Here is a 20,299-nt window from a genome sequence, read left to right on the forward strand (position 1 = left end):
GAGTTACGCTTGACAGATCCTTTTGAAAGCCTCGCATCTTCTCACAGAATAACTAAGCACTGAATTCGCTCACGTAACCTGTCACTATGCTAAATAACGTTACAAATTGCGAGCCTAAGAATATTGGTTTTTCTAATACTTAACTACCTAAAGCGTTCTCGTTCCTGCGAAACTGCTCACGTCAGGCGTTGCAGCAGCCAGGGTGCAACAGCGCAAGGCCACCTGCCGACTTTGTCACTATGGGTTAATAACGTGGTATGGCGACTACCGTCTGATTGACAGGTGCTATCATTTGAACTCAGCACTATTGGTGGGCCGCACCCTTCAAGATTGGCGAATATACTTCAGGCCCGCAAACATTGCCGGGTTGGCTGCCCCGGCACTATGGTCTACGTAAGTGTCCGCTTGGTGCGTAGTTGATTTTTCGATATTCGAGTAGTCGTAATCAGCATCCACTCGTTCACTATGTGGGTTGAAAAAGAGGCTCTGTGTTAAACCCACCATCACGACATACGCCTTTCTCGGCTCCCCCTTGAGTAGCATCTTGATGGTCAGCACGACATTGTTGAACAGCACGGAAAACAGTCGCCGCCTCGTCTTGTATTTTCTGGCCAAAAAAATATTATTCCTGACAAAATTCTTGTAATAGCCGATTCTGACCGGGTTGGTTTCGGCCACGATGCTGATCGAGGCTCCCCCGTGACGGATATGGGCAACTCGGCTTGCTCCGACGAGGTAACCAGGAGCCTCACGCGTGATTCTGAGAGTGAATTCTGCATCCTCGCCCCATATGAACATCGATGAAATGGGTAGTCCATATTGCTTCAGTGTGCTTCGCGGTAACAAGATCGACACGAAGGTACCACTACAAACGGCTACCAGACCATGCTCGAGCTGTTCTGGCCAGCCAAAGTGACCGGCTTCGTTCCTCTTGTCACTGATCTGAGGGGTATTGGTCGACTGCCCCGTCTCTGTAAAGGCCGTCGACAACAGGTAGGTTCGCTTTGCCCCTTTCTCCTCAAGAAGGGCATCGGCCTCGAGGAGCCGCTCAAGCGCCGTGGTTTCAGGTATGACATCATCATCCATCATCCAGACGTAATCGGCGCCATTATCGTAGGCCAGGCGAAACCCTGCATTGAAGCCACCTGCCGCCCCCATGTTCTTCTTCAATGAGTACACCTTGAGGTCGGAGTACTTGCCACTCTCCAGCATCTCACGCGTGCCATCCGTACTCGCATTATTGATAACGAGAATGTCGTCACAACGCCGTGTCTGTTGCTGGATAGCATCCAGGCAGCATTGCAGGAGTTCCTGACGGTTGTATGTCAATACGACTGCTATCACTCTAGTCATCATTCCCTCCCCCTGCGATGATGAAATCCTTTTTTATGGTCTTCTTATCAAGTGCTTTTCTGGCTAACATCCCTTGGCTAATGTTTCTTGCCTGTCCTCATCCCGGCTGTATCACGGCTTATCGGGATAAATAGGCTCGAACACTCAATAGAGGGGTTCGCTGCGTGCCTGGATCAATGGCCAGTTGGCATCCTTATCCGACATTACCGTGACCGGCAATGGCCATTTGATTCCAATCTCCTCATCATCAAAGCGCAGGCCATCTTCTGACGCTGGCGAATAGCGGGCAGTGACCAAGTAGCTTACTTCGACATCGTCCTCCAACGTCATGAAGGAATGAGCGAACCCCTTGGGGACATACAATTGAAGGCGATTGCTACTCGTGAGCTCGAACATCTGATGCTGCAAATAAGTAGATGAGTCTTTTCTAATATCAACAATGACATCAACAATGGCGCCCTTGAGGCAGCGAACCAGCTTGTCTTCCCCATGGGGCTGCTTCTGAAAATGCAATCCCCGTAAGGTACCGCGCTGGGCCGAGAAAGACGTATTCTGCTGCACGAAATTGCTGTCCAGTCCTACCTCGTCAAACTCATCACAGCACATGGTCCGGGCAAAAAACCCTCTCTCGTCGCCGCGAGGCTCAAGATCAACGAGATAAGCGTCCTTGAGATTCGTCTCGGTAAATTTCATTTCACCTGTTCCTTCATACTGATATTTTTTGCCCGGTGTAGATTCTTTCCTGTTCGCTGTACAGGCGGTCGACCAGCCGTCCCTCAGGTACTTGAACATCGTCGAAGGTCAGCGGCATATCTTTGCGTACAGGCCGTCTTACGACGCTGTCGAGCGCCAGCCCGATAGGCAGCAACCGTTCATTGCGTATGGTGTCGATGTTGTCAGCCACGCCGTAGACTTCGAAACCGCCAAACTCGGTAATGCGCTCGCCTGCCGCCAGGTCCTTCTTGGCGATTGCCACGACCCCGACCCTGGGTCCGCCTTCAGGCGCTAGAACCGCATCGCTGAAAAGCACAGCGCGGGCGACCGAGGTGGGCACTTCGAAGTGACAGAGATGATAAGGCGTGTTGAAGCAGTAATAAGGGCCCTTGCCGAGCTTGTAGAGTTCAAGGTAGTGCTGCTTACGGGGATCCTCCACCGTGCCAATGACGAACACGCCGGGCCCCGGTCTGGCCCCCACCACATAATCGACCAGGCCTGGCCTTGTGGCATTCAGATAGGGCTCGAACGAGGATATGGTCTGCTCGACCGGAATCAGCGGTGCATTGGGATCGCCTTTCGAGAAATCGGGCCCCAGCATGCCGCGGCGGGCCACTTGCATGCCGGTACCGTTAGCCACGATGGCCTGTTCAAATGAGATCTTGGTGCCATCAGCGAACGAAGCGACCATTGCCGGTTTCTGGCCCCAGCGTTCCGCGAAGGCACGCTGGGTAGCCGGATTGCGATAAGGGTCATGGAGCCCTTTGATGTTGCCGCACAAGACTGGTTTGACGCCGATACCTTGCACGAACCGATAAAGGTTCATCTGTACCCCGGGCTGATCCCCGTCCGAAAAGGTGTAGACGACGCCTGCCTGGTCAGCCTTCTTTTTCAGGATGGGGCCGATGGTCCCGTCAAGCTCGGCGTTCATCTGGATGACGTGCTTTCCGCTGGAAATAGCGGACAGAATCGCCAATGCCGCATACTCGATCGACCCCGTCACTTCGATGATGGCGTCAAGGCCTGCTGCTGCCGCAAGCGCATTGGCGTCCTGCGTGACGACCGGTCTCCCGCGAGCGATCGCCGACTCGATCTGCGAGGTGGTATCGCACCTCTCCGGCTCGGCACCCACCTGCCCGAACACCTGTACCGCCGAATCAATGTTCCGGTTCGCTACCGCGCATAGCTTCATGCCGGGTGTCGCGGTCATGATCTGTAGGCCGATTCCCCTACCCTGGAAGCCCGCACCGATCATGCCTACACGAATGGGATTGTTATCCGCTTTTCGTTTCGCCAGAGCCGTATCTACGATAATCATTGTCTTCTCACAAGGTTGCCGCTGTTCGGAAAAATAAGGAAGATTTTATTAATCTTTCCAGACTTTCCAGCGGGGGTTATCAGCCCAACTGGCTTCGAGCACCATCTTATCGCGCAGCGAGTCCATGCTTTGCCAGTAACCTTGATGATGGTAGTAGCCTAGCTTGCCCATCTCGACCATTCGCTCCATGGGCTCGTTTTCCCAGGTCGTGCGGTCATCGTCGATCAGGTCCAGGACTTCGGGCTCGCAAACGAAGAAGCCACCGTTTATTAATCCCCCATCCACGGCACCTTTTTCCCGAAACGCTTTGACTTGACTATTCTTTTCGTCGAGCCTCAGGGCACCGTAACGGCCCGGCTGAGTTACCGCCGTGAGAGTGCACCAGCTATCTGACGCCTTGTGAGCTTCCACCAGATCGTGGATATTGATGTCGCTGACACCATCCCCATAGGTCAGGCAGAAGGATTCATCTCCGATGAGATGCTTGGCACGCTTGATCCGCCCGCCGGTCAAGGAGTCGGGGCCCGTATCCATGACGGTTACGTTCCAGTCTTCAGAGACGCCCTGCAACCACTCGACTCGCCCGGTCTTCAAATCAATGGTGTAATCGGTCTGTTTCCCCCGGTAGTTAAGAAAATAATCACGGATATACTCAACCTTGTAGCCACCGAGAATAACGAAGTCCTTGAAGCCATAATGGGAATAGAGCTTCATGATGTGCCAGAGAATGGGACGTCCTCCGACTTCCACCATTGGTTTAGGACGAATTGAGGTTTCTTCACTGAGGCGAGTGCCGAAACCTCCTGCCAGAATGACGACTTTCATGTTCTTTCCCCTGCTCTGCTTACGATATGGTTTGTCACAGCATGCATCTTGTGCATGCGCTTTATTGTTCGGTCCACCTCAGGGCTTGCGTCAGCCGACCCTGATCGACATGCGCCTGTAGGACATGCAGGCGCATCAAATGGGAGTCGCGGAAGTCAGTATCCGCAAACTCCATCTTGCTCAGCCCCTCCACGAGGCCCTGTATAGAATCTCGCAGCGTCATCTGCGGTTGATGGTCAGGTGCCAGTTCCTCGAAGAGACTGAAATCAACCTTGTAGGACCGACTGTCGACTGCCGCTGCTTCATTGATGCTGACGGAAGTGCCCGGAATTACGCTTGCCACGGTCTCGGCCAGATCGCGTACCTGATGGTTACGCTGATTGGAGCCGGTATTGATATTAAGTAGCCGACCCCCGTTACTGGCCTTGCGCTGTATGGCCCAGTCGATGGCACGCGCCATATCGCTGACGTCGATCAGGGGACGCCAGGGGCTGCCATCGCTTAATACCGTGATTTTCTTCTGTGACAAGGCACAGGCGACAAAATCGTTCAGCACCAGATCCAACCGCAGACGCTCGGACATACCGCAGGCCGTTGCAAACCTGAGACTAGTGATGACCATGTCACCTTCGATATCGGCAAGCGCCTCTTCGCTGCCGATCTTGGACCTGGCATAGGCGGTCATCGGTGAGAGCGGGTCTGTCTCTTTTCTCGGATCTCCACTTGCCACCCCATAAACGCTACAACTCGAGGCAAACACGAAGTTGCTGACATTTTCTCGCGCCGCCTGTTCGGCAATGCGCACAGTGGCTTCCTGATTAATCTCTCGCGTCACAGACTCGAAGCGGTTACCCATGGGGTCGTTGGAGACGGCGGCAAGCTGAACAACGCCTGTATAGCCTTCCAGCATACCTTCCGGCAGATTGCGCACATCGCCGAAATACTGCTTTTGCAAATGCCGCTCAGGCAGGGTATCGATACCGGTCAGGCAGTGTGCAAAATAAGCATTATCGTAACCATGCAAGATGGCTTCCGGGTGTTGCCGAGCCAACTCCTTGATCACGGAAGGACCTACGTACCCCATGTTCCCAATGACTAATATCTTCATTTTTATTCCCTTCATTTAACAGGATTTCTTTAGCGTTTCCTTAGTCTTTAGTGATTCCTTGCTCTTTAGTGTTTCCTTACAGGGTCAACGCCCATTGCGTTACTCACTGAGCAGGCTCAACTTCAACTCTTTGTCGCTCAGCCACCCCTTGCTGCGCATTTCATGAAACACATGCTCGACCAATACAGAGGCACCGAATTGACTCAAGTGGTTGTTGTCGTAATAAAGAATGTTCTCCTCGACCTGGGTCGCACAGCGTCCGGGCAAATAGGTATCGCAGAACAGTCGCGCCGGCTCGATTTTCAGCAGACCATCGTGAGGGGCAACTTTGGAAAGCTGCTGGTAGGCGGAAGCCGCGCGCTCCTTGAATACGTCATAGCTGGTCGAGAGTGGCGACGTCCGCTCGATGCCGTACAGCTTCTCCTTCGCCAGCAGGTAAGGCACGTTCCAGCCCACTTCCGGAACCGGGTAAATCAGCACGACCTGCTTACCGTCGTTCACCAACTTGTCGACGGTTGCCTGGAGTAGTTCTCCAACCGCCTCGACACGACGATAATCATCGGTCATAGAGTCGCCGGCCGCGTCGAATGGCACGGCATGAACGGCGCGGTCGGTTTCGATTCCTCCCTCACCGTTGTTGAAGGTTTCTCCTTCAAACTGCATTGGATAACGACCGAGCATGACCACCAGCTCTACATCATCATTACCCAACAGATATTCCATTGCATCGTTGTTGAAGCGACCGCACTCCGGCTCGTCGCTTCGGGTATAGCCGGCGATGGGCAAACAATTGGTATAGACGAACTGCTTAACCTTCATCCCCAAGGCATCGACTCGCTCGGCCACCGGGCCAACCAGGGGTGTCGCCTGGCTGTCTCCCCAGACCACGACAGTTCCTGGCCCCTTGTCGTTGTACTCACATATCTCATCGATGGAGCGCATATCGCCTGGCTGTGATTGGCAGCTGCCGCTGTTAATATCCTGGTCGCTACGGACCTCGGCGAGTCTTTCGACATCGTCATCCAGACGCCAAGGAATTCCCTTCGAATAACTGCCGTAGAGCCCGATCCCTATCATCAGGCAGGACATTGCCAGTCCTGCCTTGAAAATCTGCGGGCGGGTGAAATTCTTTCGGCTCCTGAAAGGCTGCTCGACATAGCGCCAAGAGAACCAGGCCAGAAGCAGCGAGAGAATGCTGAACAGGATGTAGTCGACATGAGAGATCGGGTTCAAGCTACGCTCTCGGGCGAAGACGAATACCGGTTGGTGCCACAGGTAAGCGCTGTAACTGATCAGACCTATCCCCACCACCGGCTTCAGTGACAGCAAACGGCCGATGACGTTAGTGCCGTTCGCATAGAGAATGATCAGTGAGGTGCCCAATATGGGGATAACGGCCCACAGGCTCGGGAACGGTGTGCTTTCATCGAAGCTAAAGATGGCATAGAGGATCAGGCCAAGGCCCAGCGCCCCCGCCACATTACTGGTCCGTGAAGAGGGTCGTACCGAATGGTCATGCATGTAGATGGCAAGGATGGCCCCTGCCAGCAGTTCCCAGGCACGTGTCGGCAGCAAAAAGAAGTTGGCCGAGGGATGATGTACCGAGCCATACTCCGCCAACGCCAGACTGGCCACGAAACCCAGCGCTATAACGCCCAGCAGGAGGCCTCGCCCGAATCGCCAGACCAGAAGCATGAAAAGCGGGAAGAACACATAGAACTGCTCTTCGACTGCCAGGCTCCAGGTGTGCAGGAAAGGCTCCATTTCTGCTGGACCGGCAAAGTACCCCGAATCCTGCCAGAAATAGATATTGGAGACGAAGAGATTGACCGCAACGAGGCTTTCGCTCAGGTTTTGGAACTCTTCGGGTAACATCCATAGCCAAGCTGTTACCAGGCAGGCAATACTGACGAAGAAAAGGGCCGGGAGTATTCTTCTTGCACGACGCTCATAGAAATTGATAATCGAGAAATTACCGGAGAGCAACTCCCCGTATATAATACCGGTAATCAAGTAACCACTGACGACAAAGAAGATGTCGACACCGACATACCCCCCACTGAACCATTCGAAACCGGCATGAAACAATATTACGGGAATAACGGCCACTGCCCGCAAACCATCAACTTCGGGCCTGTAAGTAGTTGTCATCACTTCCTCATTGAGTTCCGTTCAACCGAAAGCCCATGACGACATGCTCATGAACACGTTTATACATCCTCCAATTGCCAGTGTATGACTGGCGGAACATGACCAAACGTGTGAGCATCAGGGCGGATCAAGCCGTCCAGGCAAAGCTACCGCCAGAAAGTGCATCGCCTCTCTCCTCTTTAATGCAGCAGTGCCGATTTAGCAGCGCCTATGTAATTGTTAATTTTCTCTTCGCAATGTTACTAAACGTATGCCTCCTTTGCGTAGTTGGTTTTTCTCATCCTCGCTCGCCCGTCAAGTCATGACGTTGCTGATGCTTCAATGGCACCAAGGGGGTAGCGAGTCGAGCAAAAGACCGTGCAAAGCCGTGCGGGACATCATGTCAAGAGGGAAAGCTATTTGCGGTAATGTGCTTGGAAGGGCAGGCAGGGAGAGATTTTACGCACAGCGGAAAAGACCCTCCGCAATAGAGAGCCGTGGGGAAAGATTATGAAGGGTGATCCGAGGTAGCAACGCGACTCGGATAGGATAGGTTAGCCCCTACCGAGTCACTGATTCAACGCGCTCATACCCCTCGTGGTGGCGAAGAAGGATACATGACGCTTACGCAAGCGGTAAAGAGCGCGCACGGACCGTCAAAAACATATTACGCTGGCCGTATAATCACAGCGATGCCGTGCCAGGCATTGCTGTGGGCCTCCTCTACGGACTACCATCTAGTTCTTTGTGGTATCAGATATTGTCATGGCGCAGCCTGCTAAGGCTAACGTGGCTCATCAGCGACGGGTTGCGTCGTACCCCAGGTCCGCACCGCGGCTTTCGTCGCTTTTCCGACGAGCACCAGCACGTCCCTTGCGGTTTTCCTCTTCGCATACCTCGTCCTTGCCGCCGCAGACTTCACAGCCTTCCTTCATTCCCAGACGATTGAGCCCGCCGCAGCTTCCGGCAATGGGCCGCCGCCCCATGATCACGCCAATAGCCATGGCGGCCACGATCAGTAACATGAAGGCCAGTACAATAAAAAAAAGATTCATGATCATTACTCCGCAATCATTGGAAATTCATCGACTCGTACGTTTATCCACTCGTACGAAATCCTGTCCTTGAGACAGTAAATAGCTAGTATAGATCCATGCCAAAAAACCCCACCTTTGGCCAGCAGTGCCATCGTTTACCAATGCGGTACGTCATAAGCACAAAGGGCCGACCCACAACGGCCAGCCCTTTGAGCACTACACGGCAACCACTCGATGGAGATCCGCCATTTGATGAAGGTCAACCACCAAAGTCGTCAAGCATGATGTTTTCTGGCTCAACTCCCATGTCGACGAGCATCTTGATCACCGAAGCGTTCATCATCGGCGGCCCACACATATAGTACTCGCAGTCCTCGGGAGCAGGATGGTCCTTGAGGTACATGTCATAGAGCACATTATGGATAAACCCAGTAGGGCCCTCCCAGTTGTCTTCCGGCTGCGGGTCGGATAGCGCCAGGTGCCATTCGAAGTTCGGGAACTCTTCGGCGAGCTTGTCGTACTCTTCGTTGTAGAAGGTTTCGCGCCAGGAACGCGCGCCGTACCAGAAGGTGATCTTGCGCTTGGAGTGCAGGCGCTTGAGCTGGTCGAAGATATGGCTGCGCATCGGCGCCATGCCAGCGCCACCGCCAACGAAGACCATCTCGGCATCGGTATCCTTGGCAAAGAACTCACCGAAGGGACCCATTACCGTGGTCTTGTCGCCCGGCTTCAGGCTGAAGACATAGGTCGACATCAACCCGGGCGGGTGGTTGGTGTTAGGTGGTGGTGTAGCAATACGAATATTGAACTTGAGGATGCCCTTCTCATCCGGATAGTTCGCCATGGAGTAGGCGCGGATGACCTCTTCGTTGTTCTTGTGGGAGATATCGAAAAGACCGAATTTTTCCCAATCGCCTCGATACTCCTCATCGATATCGAAATCGGAAAACTTGACATCGTAAGGAGGAGCGACAAGCTGTACATAGCCGCCCGCACGGAAAGCAACTTCCTCTCCCTCGGGAAGCTTGAGGTTAAGCTCCTTGATGAAGGTGGCGACGTTGGGGTTGGAGATGACTTCGCATTCCCACTGCTTGACACCAAAGACCTCTTCCGGGACCTCGATTTTCATATCCTGCTTGACCGGCACCTGGCAGGAGAGCCGCCACCCATCTTTCTTCTCACGCAGCGTGAAGTGGGACTCTTCGGTGGGCAGGATGGAACCGCCGCCCTCTTCAACTCGACACTTGCACTGAGCGCAGGAGCCGCCACCGCCGCAGGCGGAAGAGAGGAAGATGCCGTTGGCGGCCAAGGTATTGAGGAGTTTGCCTCCCGCCTGGGTCGTCAGGGTGTGCTCGGGATCGCCATTGACCTCGATCTGGACGTCGCCGGTACTGACGAGCTTGCTTCTTGCGGCCAGGATTACCAGGACCAGGCCGACGATGATCACGGTAAACATGACCACACCGAGCAAGATGACTACTGTATCAACCATGTCGGGTTCCTATTGCTTGACGTTGCCTGATTTCCGACAGCACGGCGTGCCGCCGGAACAACATGACGTGCCTCAGAGCTGGATGCCGGAGAAGGACATGAAGCCCAGTGACATCAGACCCACAGTGATGAAGGTGATGCCCAGCCCCTGAAGCGAGCCGGGAACATCGCTGTATTTCAACCTCTCGCGGATACCGGCCAAGGCGGTGATGGCCAATGCCCAACCGACGCCGGCGCCGAACCCATACACCACCGACTCACCGAAGTTGTAGCTGCGCTCGACCATGAACAGCACACCGCCCAATATTGCGCAGTTGACTGTGATCAATGGCAGGAATACCCCCAAGGCGTTATAAAGTGCCGGAACGTACTTATCGAGGAACATCTCCATGATCTGCACCAAGGCAGCGATAACCCCGATATAGCTCAACAGCCCGAGGAATGAGAGATCGATGTTTTCGGCACCGCTGATGCCCGTCCAAGTCAGCGCCCCTTCCTGGAGCAAGAAGCTATAGACGAGGTTGTTGACCGGGACAGTTACGGTCAGTACCACGATGACTGCAATTCCCAGTCCGAAGGCCGACGACACCTTCTTGGATACCGCCAGAAACGTACACATACCAAGGAAAAACGCCAGGGCCATGTTCTCGACGAAGACCGAAGCGACGAACAGGCTGAGATAATGTTCCATGTTACACGGCCTCCTTCGGCTGGGTGTTTTCCTTCATCTTGAACTCGTTCTCCTCGATCTGCTCAGGATTGAGGGTGCGCAATACCCAGATCAGCAGGCCGATAATGAAGAACGCCGAAGGTGGCAGCAGGAACAGGCCATTGGGCACATACCAACCACCATCCTGTACCGGTTGCAGCACGGTGAAACCGAAGACGCTTCCGGCGCCGAATAGCTCGCGGAAGAAACCCACCACCATCAGGATGAAACCATATCCCAGACCATTGCCGACGCCGTCAAGGAACGACATGCCGGGCGTATTGGTCATGGCAAAGCCTTCGGCGCGGCCCATCACGATACAGTTGGTAATGATCAATCCGACGAAGACCGACAACTGCTTGGATATTTCGTAGGCGTAAGCCTTGAGAATCTGGTCTACCACGATGACCAGCGAGGCAATGATGGTCATCTGCACGATGATGCGGATGGAAGAGGGGATGTGGTTACGAATCAGCGATACGAACAGGTTGGAGAAAGCCGTAACGAAGATCACGGCCAACGCCATGACCATCGAGACACTCATGCTGGTGGTCACCGCCAGGGCCGAGCAGATACCCAGTATCTGCAAGGCGATGGGGTTATTCTTGAAGATCGGCGTTGTCAGAACGCCCTTGGGAGTATCTGCCGCCATGATCAGGCTCCTTCAGCTTCGAGTTCGACTTCGGCATTCTGGGCGTCTTCCTGGTCGATGCCGCTACGGAACTTCGCCAGATAGTCGCCGAACCCTTCCGGGCTCAACCAGAATTGCAACATGTTGGTAACACCGCGGCTGGTCAGTGTCGCACCAGACAGGCCATCCACTTCCGTTTCCTCGTTGGCGCCACCCTTGACCAGCTCGATAGCTGGCGCCAGGTCACCCTCTTCAGCATAGACCTCTTTGCCTTGCCACTGGGCCTGCCAGCGGGGGTTGTTCACCTCTGCGCCAAGGCCCGGGGTTTCGCTGTGGTCATAGTAAGTGATGCCGACGAAAGTATTGCCGTCGCCCTCAAGGGAGATATATCCCCGCATCAGCCCCCACAACCCCTGTCCACGGATGGGCAGGATGATCTGCTCGGGATCATCCGGGTCGCCCACCAGGTAGACGGTGGAATAGTTCTCCTGACGAGACAGGCCGGCAATATCCTGATCACCCGACAGGGTACGTGAGGACGCCGGGTCACGAGCCGCCTCGAAACTATTGTAGGTGTCGGGGTCAAGTTCGTCGGTGTACTCGCCGGTACGCAGATCCACGACGCGTGCGGTGATCTCGCTGAATGCCTCTTCCACATCCATTCCCGGTTCATAGAGGTTGGCCACTTCGAGAATGTTGGTCTTGCGGTCGAGTTCCTGATTGAGTTGCTGCCTTTCGCGCAGCGCCACCGCGGCGGTAGAAACAATAACCGAACACACGATACAGAGTGCGAACGCTACCGTCAGAATCTTCTTGATGGAGTTGTTGCTCTGTGCCATCAGGCAGTCTCCTCGGCCGGCACACCAGTACGCTGCAAGCGGCGCTTGATGTTGGCCTGTACAAAGAAGTGATCGATCAGCGGAGCAAACAGGTTAGCGAACAGGATCGCCAACATGATGCCTTCCGGGAAGGCGGGGTTCACCACTCGGATCAGTACGGTCATGACTCCAATCAGCGCACCGAATATGAGCCGGCCCTGATTGGTCATCGACGCGGATACCGGGTCGGTGGCCATGAACACCATGCCGAAGGCAAAACCGCCCACCACAAAGTGCCAGTGCCATGGCATGGCGAACATCGGATTGGTCTCTGAGTCCATCAGATTGAATAGTGTACTGGTGACCACCATGCCCAGGAAAACGCCAAGCATGATTCGCCACGAGGCGATCTTCGTCCATAGCAAGACTGCCGCACCGATGAGTATGGCAAGCGTCGAGACCTCCCCCACCGAGCCCGGCATGAAGCCGATGAACGCATCCCACCAGCTCCACTGGCTGGAAAGTGCCGCCATGCCGTCCTGCGCCGCTACGGAAAGCGCGGTGGCCCCTGTGTAGCCATCGGCGGCGACCCAGATGGCATCACCGGAGATCTGGGCGGGATAGGCAAAGTAGAGGAACGCACGCCCCGTCAGCGCCGGGTTGAGGAAGTTCTTTCCAGTACCACCGAATATTTCCTTGCCGATCACTACGCCAAAGGTGATACCCAGCGCCACCTGCCAGAGCGGAATGGTGGCAGGCAGGATCAAGGCGTAGAGCACTGAGGTCACGAAGAAGCCTTCGTTCACCTCATGGCCGCGCTTGATGGCGAACAGTACCTCCCAGAACCCACCGACCACGAAGGTCACCAGGTAAATCGGCAGGAAATAGGTCGCTCCAAGCACGAAGTTGGCCCAGAGACTATCGGGGTCGTGGCCGCTGGAGAACAACATCGTGATCGCTTCGCGCCAGCCCGACATCGAGGCGTAGCCGTCAGCAATCGCGGTATTGGCCTGCCAGCCGGCATTCCACATGCCGAAGAACATGGCCGGGAAGGTACAGGCCCAGACAGTGATCATGATGCGTTTGAGATCGATACCGTCACGCACATGGGCCGTTGTCTTGGCGACGTTTGCCGGCGAGTAGAAAATGGTATCCACCGCCTCATAGAGGGGATAGAACTGTTCGTACTTTCCGCCCTTGTGGAAATGCGGCTCGAGATTATCGAGTGTTTGTCGGATAGCCATCATCAGGCCTCTTTCTCGATCATGGAGAGGTTGTCACGCAGGATAGGGCCGTATTCATATTTCCCCGGGCAAACATACGTACAGAGCGCCAGGTCCTCTTCGTCCAGCTCCAGGCAGCCAAGCTGCATGGCGGTTTCGATATCACCGACGATCAGCGTGCGCAGAAGCTGCGTGGGCATGATATCCAGCGGCATCACTTCCTCGTAAGTTCCCACGGGCACCATTGCCCGTTCGGAGCCATTGGTCGAAGTGGTGGGCGCATAATCGTGCAGGCCCTTGAAGTGGGAAAGATAGATTCCCATTATTGAATGGCGATCTTTCCCCGGTGACAGCCATCCCAGCCAGGAACGCTTGTTCCCTTCCTCGATCAACGAGATCTGATTATGAAAGCGGCCAAGGTAGCGCAGAGAGCCTTCGGCGGTCGCGCCGGCAAACACGGAACCGGAAATGACCCGCGTATCGTGGGGGTCGATCACTTCCTGATCGAGAAGTTCCAGCGTGCTGGCACCGATACGCGTACGCAGCAGGCGGGGTGCCTTGGCACGCGGACCTCCTACGGCGACGACCCGGCTGGTGTCCAGCTTGCCCTCGGCAAACAGCTTGCCGACGGCAATGACGTCCTGGTAGCCGATATGCCAGACACGCTTGTGAAGTGCCACCGGTGACAGGAAATGGATGTGGGTGCCGACCAGACCGGCCGGGTGTGGGCCACCGAACGTCTCGACCTGCACGCCCTCGACGTCGCCGCCAGGAACGGATGCGTCGGGTGCGGTGCACAGATACACCTTGCCTTCGGTGAGGCGTGTGAGAACTTTAAGGCCATCTTCAAAGGCCTCGGGCTGCTCGTTGATGATTCCGGCAGGATCCGCACTGAGGGGGTGCGTATCGATGGCAGTGACGAAGATGTTCTCCGGAGTCCCATCGAGGGCAGGGGTGCGCGAATACGGGCGGGTACGAAGGGCCGCCCAGAGCCCCGATTCGGCCAGTTGGTCCACCACGAGCTGTCGATCCAGCCTCATCAACTCGTTGCGACCATGAGCCACAAACTCGATCGCCTCCTCGGTCTCGGCGACCTTGATGACGACCGATAGCAACTTGCGCTTCTCACCGCGATTGATCGCTACCACCTCGCCAGCGGCCGGTGCCGTGAATCGCACACCATCGGTTTTCTTGTCGGTGAAGAGCAGCTGCCCCAGCTTGACACTGTCCCCCTCCCGGACCTCCATGGTCGGCTTCATGCCCACATAGTCGGTTCCCAGGACCGCCACGTGGCGCACCGGCCGCGCATCCTCGATACGCGGCTCGGGCGCCCCCATGATGGGGAGATCCAGGCCTTTCTTGACTTCGATCATAGTCTCGCCCAGTTGATGGATCGGATATACGAAGGAAAGGGGTTCGAATGGATTCGAATTCTTGTGGTTTCAGTACGTTACCAGACAGGCCCGGGCACGTCCCGGACCACCCCGAATATCAGGGATATTATAAAGACATGCCGTCAGAATGACCACATGACCCAAGGTATAAGATGGCGCCCTGCAGCGGGCGGCGACACGACTCGGGCGGATATCAACTGGCGTTATCGCGACGCCGGACAGCGTCGCAACACATACTCTCAGGCAGGCATGCTGCCGCTCCTTGGGCGAGGAGCGACAGCACGGGGCATCATTCGCTGGCGCGGGGCAACTTGCGGAAATGAACGTTGGAGATGTGCTGCAGAATGCGGATCACCTGGCAGCTGTAGCCGAACTCGTTGTCATACCAGACATACAACACGGCGTTACGTCCATTGGCGATCGTCGCCTTGGCATCGACAATACCCGCATGACGATTGCCAACGAAGTCCGAGGAAACCACCTCGGGTGAATCTACATAGTCGATCTGCTTCTGATAGGTGGAGTCGATCGACATGCGGCGCAGGTAGTCGTTCAGCGTGTTGGCGTCGGTCTCTCTCTCGAGGGTCAGGTTGAGGATCGCCATGGATACGTTGGGGATCGGCACGCGGATGGCGTTACCGGTCAGCTTGCCGGCGAACTCTGGCAAGGCCTTGACTACAGCCTTGGCGGCGCCAGTCTCGGTAAGCACCATGTTCAGGGGCGCACTGCGGCCACGACGGTCCCCCTTGTGGTAATTGTCGATCAGGTTCTGGTCGTTGGTATAGGCATGCACCGTCTCGACATGCCCGTGAACGACACCGAATTCGTCGTTGATCGCCTTTAAGGCCGGCACGATGGCATTGGTGGTACACGATGCCGCCGAGAGAATGCGATCTTCCGCCGCGATATCGCCGTGGTTGATGCCGAAGACGATATTCTTGATATCTCCCTTGCCCGGCGCCGTCAGCAGCGCCTTGGCCACGCCCTTGCAGGCCAGATGCTGACCCAGGCCCTCTTCATCACGCCAGATACCGGTATTGTCGACCACTACGGCGTTATCGATGTCGTAGGCGGTATAATCGACGTCTGCCGGAGAGTCGGCGTAGATCACCTGAATCAGGTTACCGTTGGCGATAAGGGCCCGAGCCTCGGTGTCCACACTGATCGTGCCGTTGAAGGGGCCATGAACCGAATCGCGACGCAGCAGGCTCGCCCGCTTCTCGAGATCCTTGGCAATATCACCGCGGCCGCGCACCACGATGGCGCGCAAGCGCAGCAGGTTGCCGCCCCCCGCCTTCTCGATCAGCACCCTTGCCAGGATCCGCCCGATACGCCCAAAGCCATAGAGCACAACGTCCTTTGGCTTGCCGTTGCCGGCGCTGGGGTCATGACCATCGACAATCTCGGCCAGTTCCTCGCGCATGAACGCCAGAGCGTCCCCCCTGCCCTGCTTCTTGAACGCCACCCCCAGCTTACCCACGTCGACGTGCGCCGGCCCGAGATTGAGTTGCCCCATGGCCTGAACCAGCGGAAACGTATCCTGAACGGAAAGCTCGGTGCCCTCGACCTTACGCACGAAGCGGTGATCCTTGAGGATGCGAATGACGCTGCGGTTGAAGAGCGAACGGCCGTAAAGCGTCGTGACGACATTGTGCCGGCGATAGAGACTGCCGATCAGCGGAATCATCTGTTCGGCGAGCGCCTGATTGTCATGCCATTCCTGGAAGACAGTATCGAGGGGGGGTTGACTCACGTGAAGCCTCTCTGACGGTGATAGGTGTGGGACGCTATTATCCTGGGCCTCCATCGCTGGGGCAATCGCAGGATGGTCGTAACCGCTGTAAAGAGATTACAGAAAGCACAGGTTGACTACACGCCTCATGGCAGGCTGGTATCATGGTGTGGCTTGCCGCCCGGGAAGCGTACCGTCACTTCTTACCTCAAGCCAAAGACACCCTTTGCCTCCAGCCGAAGACACCATGCCGACATTCTCGCCGCTAAACCCGCCGCGGCCCCAGGGCCTGCGCGATACGCTCTACTGGCAGACGCCCCATGGCAGCGCTGGCGCCCTGGCGCTCGCCCATCTGGCCGACGATGCCCCACTGCTGGTGATTACCGCTGACACCGCCCAGGCGCAACGGCTCGAAAACGACCTGCGCTTCTTCGCCGTCACCTCGGTGATGCCCTTTCCGGATTGGGAGACGCTGCCCTATGACAGCTTCTCGCCCCATCAGGACATCGTTTCATCGCGGCTGCGTACTCTGCGCCGGCTTCAGGATGGCGAACACGGCATCGTCCTGGTGCCGATCAATACCCTGATGCAGCGACTACCGCCGGTCGAATATATCGCCGGCCGGGTACTGACGCTGGAAACCGGCATGCGCCTCGACCGCGAACGATTTCGCGACGCGCTTTCGCGTGCCGGCTACCGTGCCGTTGAAACGGTGTACGAACCGGGTGAATACGCGCTGCGTGGCGCCTTGATCGACTTGTTCCCCATGGGTAGCGAAGACCCATTGCGTATCGACCTGTTCGACGACGAGATCGACACCCTGCGCCACTTCCAACCGGACACCCAACGCAGCCGGAACAAGGTCGACAAGGTCGAGCTGCTGCCGGCACACGAATATTCTCTCTCCCCGGAGGCTATCGCTCGATTCCGCGAGGGTTTCGAAACCCTTTTCGATGTCGATCCCCGCCAGTGCCCGCTCTATGTCGACGCGCTCAAGGGCATCCCCTCTCCTGGTCTCGAGCAGTATTTACCCCTGTTCTTCGACCATACCGCCACCCTCTTCGAGCACCTTGCCGAAGGCACGCGCGTGGCGTTGCTACCCGAGGTCTTTGCCGCCGCAGAACACCACTGGAGCGCCATCGAGAGCCGTTACGAGAACCTTGGCGTTGACCCGACCCGGCCGCTGCTGCCGCCACACCGTGCCTTCGTCCCTGTGGCCGATGTCTTTGCCGCCATCAAGCGCCACCCTCGCGTCGAGCTGACCGATGACAGCGAACATCGCCATGCGAGTGTGCCGGCAACCCAGCCGCCACCCGATGTAGCGGTCAACGCACGGGCCAAGCAGCCGCTCGCCGCCCTGGAACATTTTCTGACCACGCAACAAGACAGTCGCGTGCTCTTCGTGGCGGAGTCGCGTGGACGCCGCGAGGCGCTGGAGGAAACCCTGGCGCCATTGCGGCTCACGCTTCCCCATGTGGCCGACTTCCCGGCATTTCTGGCCGCAGACTCACGCCTGGCGCTTACCGAGGGGGAAATCGATGCCGGCCTATGGCTGACCGAGCCCAACCTCGCGGTGATCAGCGAGACCGAGCTGTACGGCGATATCGTGCGTCAGAGCCGGCGTCGCGAGAAGGCGACCGACGATAACGAACTGGCGATTCGCCATCTCTCGGAATTGCGTCCCGGCGCCCCTGTGGTGCATCAGGCCCACGGCGTCGGCCGGTACCTGGGCCTGGAAACGCTCGATGCCGGCGGTCAGGCGGCCGAGTTTGTAGCGCTCGAATATGCCGATGGGGCTCGCCTCTATGTCCCGGTCGACAGCCTGCACCTTATCTCACGCTATGCCGGTGCCGACGATGAACTCGCTCCACTGCATCGCCTGGGCTCGGAGCGCTGGCAGAAAGCCAAACGCAAGGCCGCCGAAAAAATCCGCGATACAGCGGCCGAGCTCCTCGATATCTATGCGCGTCGCGAGGCCCGCCAGGGTTTCGCCTACGACCCGCCCGATGACGCCTATCGGCGCTTCGCCGCCAGCTTTCCTTTCGAGGAAACGCCCGACCAGCACGCCGCCATCGCCGCGGTGATTGACGATATGACCGCCCCACAGCCCATGGACCGCGTCGTCTGCGGTGACGTTGGCTTCGGCAAGACTGAGGTCGCCATGCGCGCGGCCTTCCTGGCCGTTCATTCCGGCCGCCAGGTCGTGGTACTGGTACCTACCACCCTGCTGGCCCGTCAACATTACGAGAACTTCCGCGACCGCTTCGCCGATACCGCGGTCAATATCGAGATTATCTCGCGCTTCACCTCGGGCAAGGGGCAGGCAGAGTCGCTGAAGCGAATCGAGGAAGGCAAGGCCGATATCGTCATCGGCACGCACAAGTTGCTCTCAAAGCAGACCCGACTGCCAAGGATGGGGCTCTTGATCATCGACGAGGAACACCGCTTCGGCGTAGGCCAGAAGGAGAAACTCAAGAGCCTGCGCGCCGAAATGGATATCCTCACCATGACGGCAACCCCCATTCCGCGCACCCTTAACATGGCCATGAGCGGCATACGCGACCTGTCAATCATCGCCACCCCCCCACCGCGACGGCTCTCGGTCAAGACGTTCGTCCAGCAACGCGACGAGGCGGTCATCAAGGAGGCGCTGCTGCGTGAGCTGTTGCGCGGCGGTCAAGTCTATTTCCTGCACAACGAGGTCAAGACTATCGAGACGGCCGCGGAGCGGCTGCGCGAGCTGGTACCCGAGGCGCGTGTCGGGGTCGCCCATGGCCAGTTGCCGGAGCGCTCGCTTGAGCGTGTGATGTCCGATTTCTACCACAAGCGCTTTAATGTGCTGGTGTGTTCGACGATCATCGAGACCGGGATCGACGTACCCAGCGCAAACACCATCATCATCGAGCGCGCCGACAAGTTCGGCCTGGCGCAGCTGCATCAGCTTCGCGGTCGCGTCGGACGTAGCCACCACCAGGCCTATGCTTACTTGCTGGCGCCACCGCCTCGCGCCATGACCCGCGATGCCGTCAAGCGTCTGGAGGCCATCGGCCAGGCCGAAGAGCTCGGTGCCGGCTTCACCCTGGCCAGCCACGACATGGAAATCCGCGGTGCAGGCGAACTGCTCGGCGAGGAGCAGAGCGGCCAGATGGAGGCGATCGGCTACGGCCTCTACATGGAAATGCTCGACCGGGCCGTGGCGGCGATCCGCGCCGGCAAGACGCCCAACATCGAATCACCATTGGCGGAAGGCGTGGAGATCAGTCTTAACCTGCCGGCGCTGATTCCCGACGACTACCTCCATGACGTTCAACAGCGCCTGGTCATGTACAAGCGTATCGCCAGCGCCGTAGATGAAGGCGAGCTCAAGGAGTTGCAGGTGGAAATGATCGATCGCTTCGGCTTGTTGCCGGCACCCGTGAAGACTCTGATGCACCAGACTCGCTTGCGCCAGCGGGCCGAACGGTTGGGCATCGTACGCCTCGAGGCCGGCCCCGAAAGAGGAAGGCTGACCTTCGGCGGAGGAACCCGCGTCGATCCGCTGACTCTGGTGGAACTGATCCAGCAGGCGCCTGATCGCTACCGGCTCGATGGTGCCGACACCCTGCGCTTCGAAGCCGACATGCATAATGAACAGGCACGCTTCCAGGCCGTGGAGACATTGCTGGACGCTCTCAACCGCAAGGCTCAAGCCGCTTGAACGACAAGCCACCGCGTGAACACTGGCGATACATCACCACGCGGTGCAATCATACGGATGACGGTTAATTAACATCCTACTTGTCGCACTGCTTGCCGATGCGTGATGAGGATCACTTC

Annotated in this window: 15 protein-coding genes; 1 reads left to right on the forward strand and 14 read right to left on the reverse strand. The window is 57.0% G+C overall.

The window, feature by feature from the left end:
* Positions 1-324 precede the first annotated feature (324 nt).
* The 14 genes from BM341_RS01870 to BM341_RS01935 form a co-directional block, all read right to left on the reverse strand.
* On the reverse strand, positions 325-1,356 hold the full coding sequence (locus tag BM341_RS01870) for a glycosyltransferase family 2 protein (protein WP_089792341.1): 1,032 nt from the start codon (positions 1,354-1,356) through the stop codon (positions 325-327).
* Positions 1,357-1,497: 141 nt separating this feature from the next.
* Positions 1,498-2,046 carry a dTDP-4-dehydrorhamnose 3,5-epimerase gene (gene rfbC / locus BM341_RS01875; protein ID WP_089792343.1) on the reverse strand — a complete coding sequence of 183 codons (549 nt, stop codon included), beginning with the start codon at positions 2,044-2,046 and terminating at the stop codon, positions 1,498-1,500.
* A 13-nt stretch (positions 2,047-2,059) separates the two neighbouring features.
* The gene (locus BM341_RS01880; RefSeq protein ID WP_089792345.1) at positions 2,060-3,385 is read right to left on the reverse strand and encodes an NAD(P)H-dependent oxidoreductase; all 1,326 of its coding nucleotides are present in this window, start codon (positions 3,383-3,385) and stop codon (positions 2,060-2,062) included.
* Between the two features lie 48 nt (positions 3,386-3,433).
* Complete coding sequence (gene rfbF / locus BM341_RS01885) at positions 3,434-4,210, reverse strand: glucose-1-phosphate cytidylyltransferase (protein ID WP_089792347.1); 777 nt, start codon at positions 4,208-4,210, stop codon at positions 3,434-3,436.
* Between the two features lie 61 nt (positions 4,211-4,271).
* Complete coding sequence (locus tag BM341_RS01890) at positions 4,272-5,318, reverse strand: NAD-dependent epimerase/dehydratase family protein (RefSeq protein WP_089792349.1); 1,047 nt, start codon at positions 5,316-5,318, stop codon at positions 4,272-4,274.
* A 99-nt stretch (positions 5,319-5,417) separates the two neighbouring features.
* A complete protein-coding gene (locus BM341_RS01895) occupies positions 5,418-7,469 on the reverse strand; it encodes an acyltransferase family protein (protein WP_089792351.1) in 2,052 nt (683 codons plus the stop codon).
* 776 nt (positions 7,470-8,245) lie between these two features.
* A complete protein-coding gene (gene nqrM / locus BM341_RS01900; RefSeq protein ID WP_089792691.1) occupies positions 8,246-8,503 on the reverse strand; it encodes a (Na+)-NQR maturation NqrM in 258 nt (85 codons plus the stop codon).
* 241 nt (positions 8,504-8,744) lie between these two features.
* Positions 8,745-9,977, reverse strand: coding sequence for an NADH:ubiquinone reductase (Na(+)-transporting) subunit F (gene nqrF, locus BM341_RS01905; protein ID WP_089792353.1), 1,233 nt, complete (start codon positions 9,975-9,977; stop codon positions 8,745-8,747).
* A gap of 72 nt (positions 9,978-10,049) precedes the next feature.
* Positions 10,050-10,667 carry an NADH:ubiquinone reductase (Na(+)-transporting) subunit E gene (gene nqrE / locus BM341_RS01910; protein ID WP_089792355.1) on the reverse strand — a complete coding sequence of 206 codons (618 nt, stop codon included), beginning with the start codon at positions 10,665-10,667 and terminating at the stop codon, positions 10,050-10,052.
* 1 nt (position 10,668) lies between these two features.
* Positions 10,669-11,337 (reverse strand): NADH:ubiquinone reductase (Na(+)-transporting) subunit D, encoded by a 669-nt coding sequence (locus BM341_RS01915; protein ID WP_089792357.1) that lies wholly within the window; start codon positions 11,335-11,337, stop codon positions 10,669-10,671.
* A gap of 2 nt (positions 11,338-11,339) precedes the next feature.
* Positions 11,340-12,155 carry a Na(+)-translocating NADH-quinone reductase subunit C gene (locus BM341_RS01920; RefSeq protein ID WP_089792359.1) on the reverse strand — a complete coding sequence of 272 codons (816 nt, stop codon included), beginning with the start codon at positions 12,153-12,155 and terminating at the stop codon, positions 11,340-11,342.
* Entirely contained in the window at positions 12,155-13,381 is a 1,227-nt protein-coding gene (locus BM341_RS01925) for an NADH:ubiquinone reductase (Na(+)-transporting) subunit B (RefSeq protein WP_089792361.1), read from the reverse strand. Before BM341_RS01925 ends, BM341_RS01920 begins: the two co-directional genes overlap by 1 nt.
* Positions 13,381-14,730 (reverse strand): Na(+)-translocating NADH-quinone reductase subunit A, encoded by a 1,350-nt coding sequence (locus BM341_RS01930; RefSeq protein WP_089792363.1) that lies wholly within the window; start codon positions 14,728-14,730, stop codon positions 13,381-13,383. Before BM341_RS01930 ends, BM341_RS01925 begins: the two co-directional genes overlap by 1 nt.
* A 310-nt stretch (positions 14,731-15,040) precedes the next feature.
* On the reverse strand, positions 15,041-16,504 hold the full coding sequence (locus BM341_RS01935) for a glyceraldehyde-3-phosphate dehydrogenase (RefSeq protein ID WP_089792365.1): 1,464 nt from the start codon (positions 16,502-16,504) through the stop codon (positions 15,041-15,043).
* Between the two features lie 226 nt (positions 16,505-16,730).
* On the opposite strand from BM341_RS01935, the gene mfd reads away from it, so the two are divergent.
* Complete coding sequence (gene mfd, locus BM341_RS01940) at positions 16,731-20,180, forward strand: transcription-repair coupling factor (protein WP_089792366.1); 3,450 nt, start codon at positions 16,731-16,733, stop codon at positions 20,178-20,180.
* Positions 20,181-20,299 lie beyond the last annotated feature (119 nt).

Origin of the sequence: Halomonas korlensis (assembly GCF_900116705.1) — a bacterium.
Classification (GTDB): Bacteria; Pseudomonadota; Gammaproteobacteria; order Pseudomonadales; family Halomonadaceae; genus Halomonas; species Halomonas korlensis.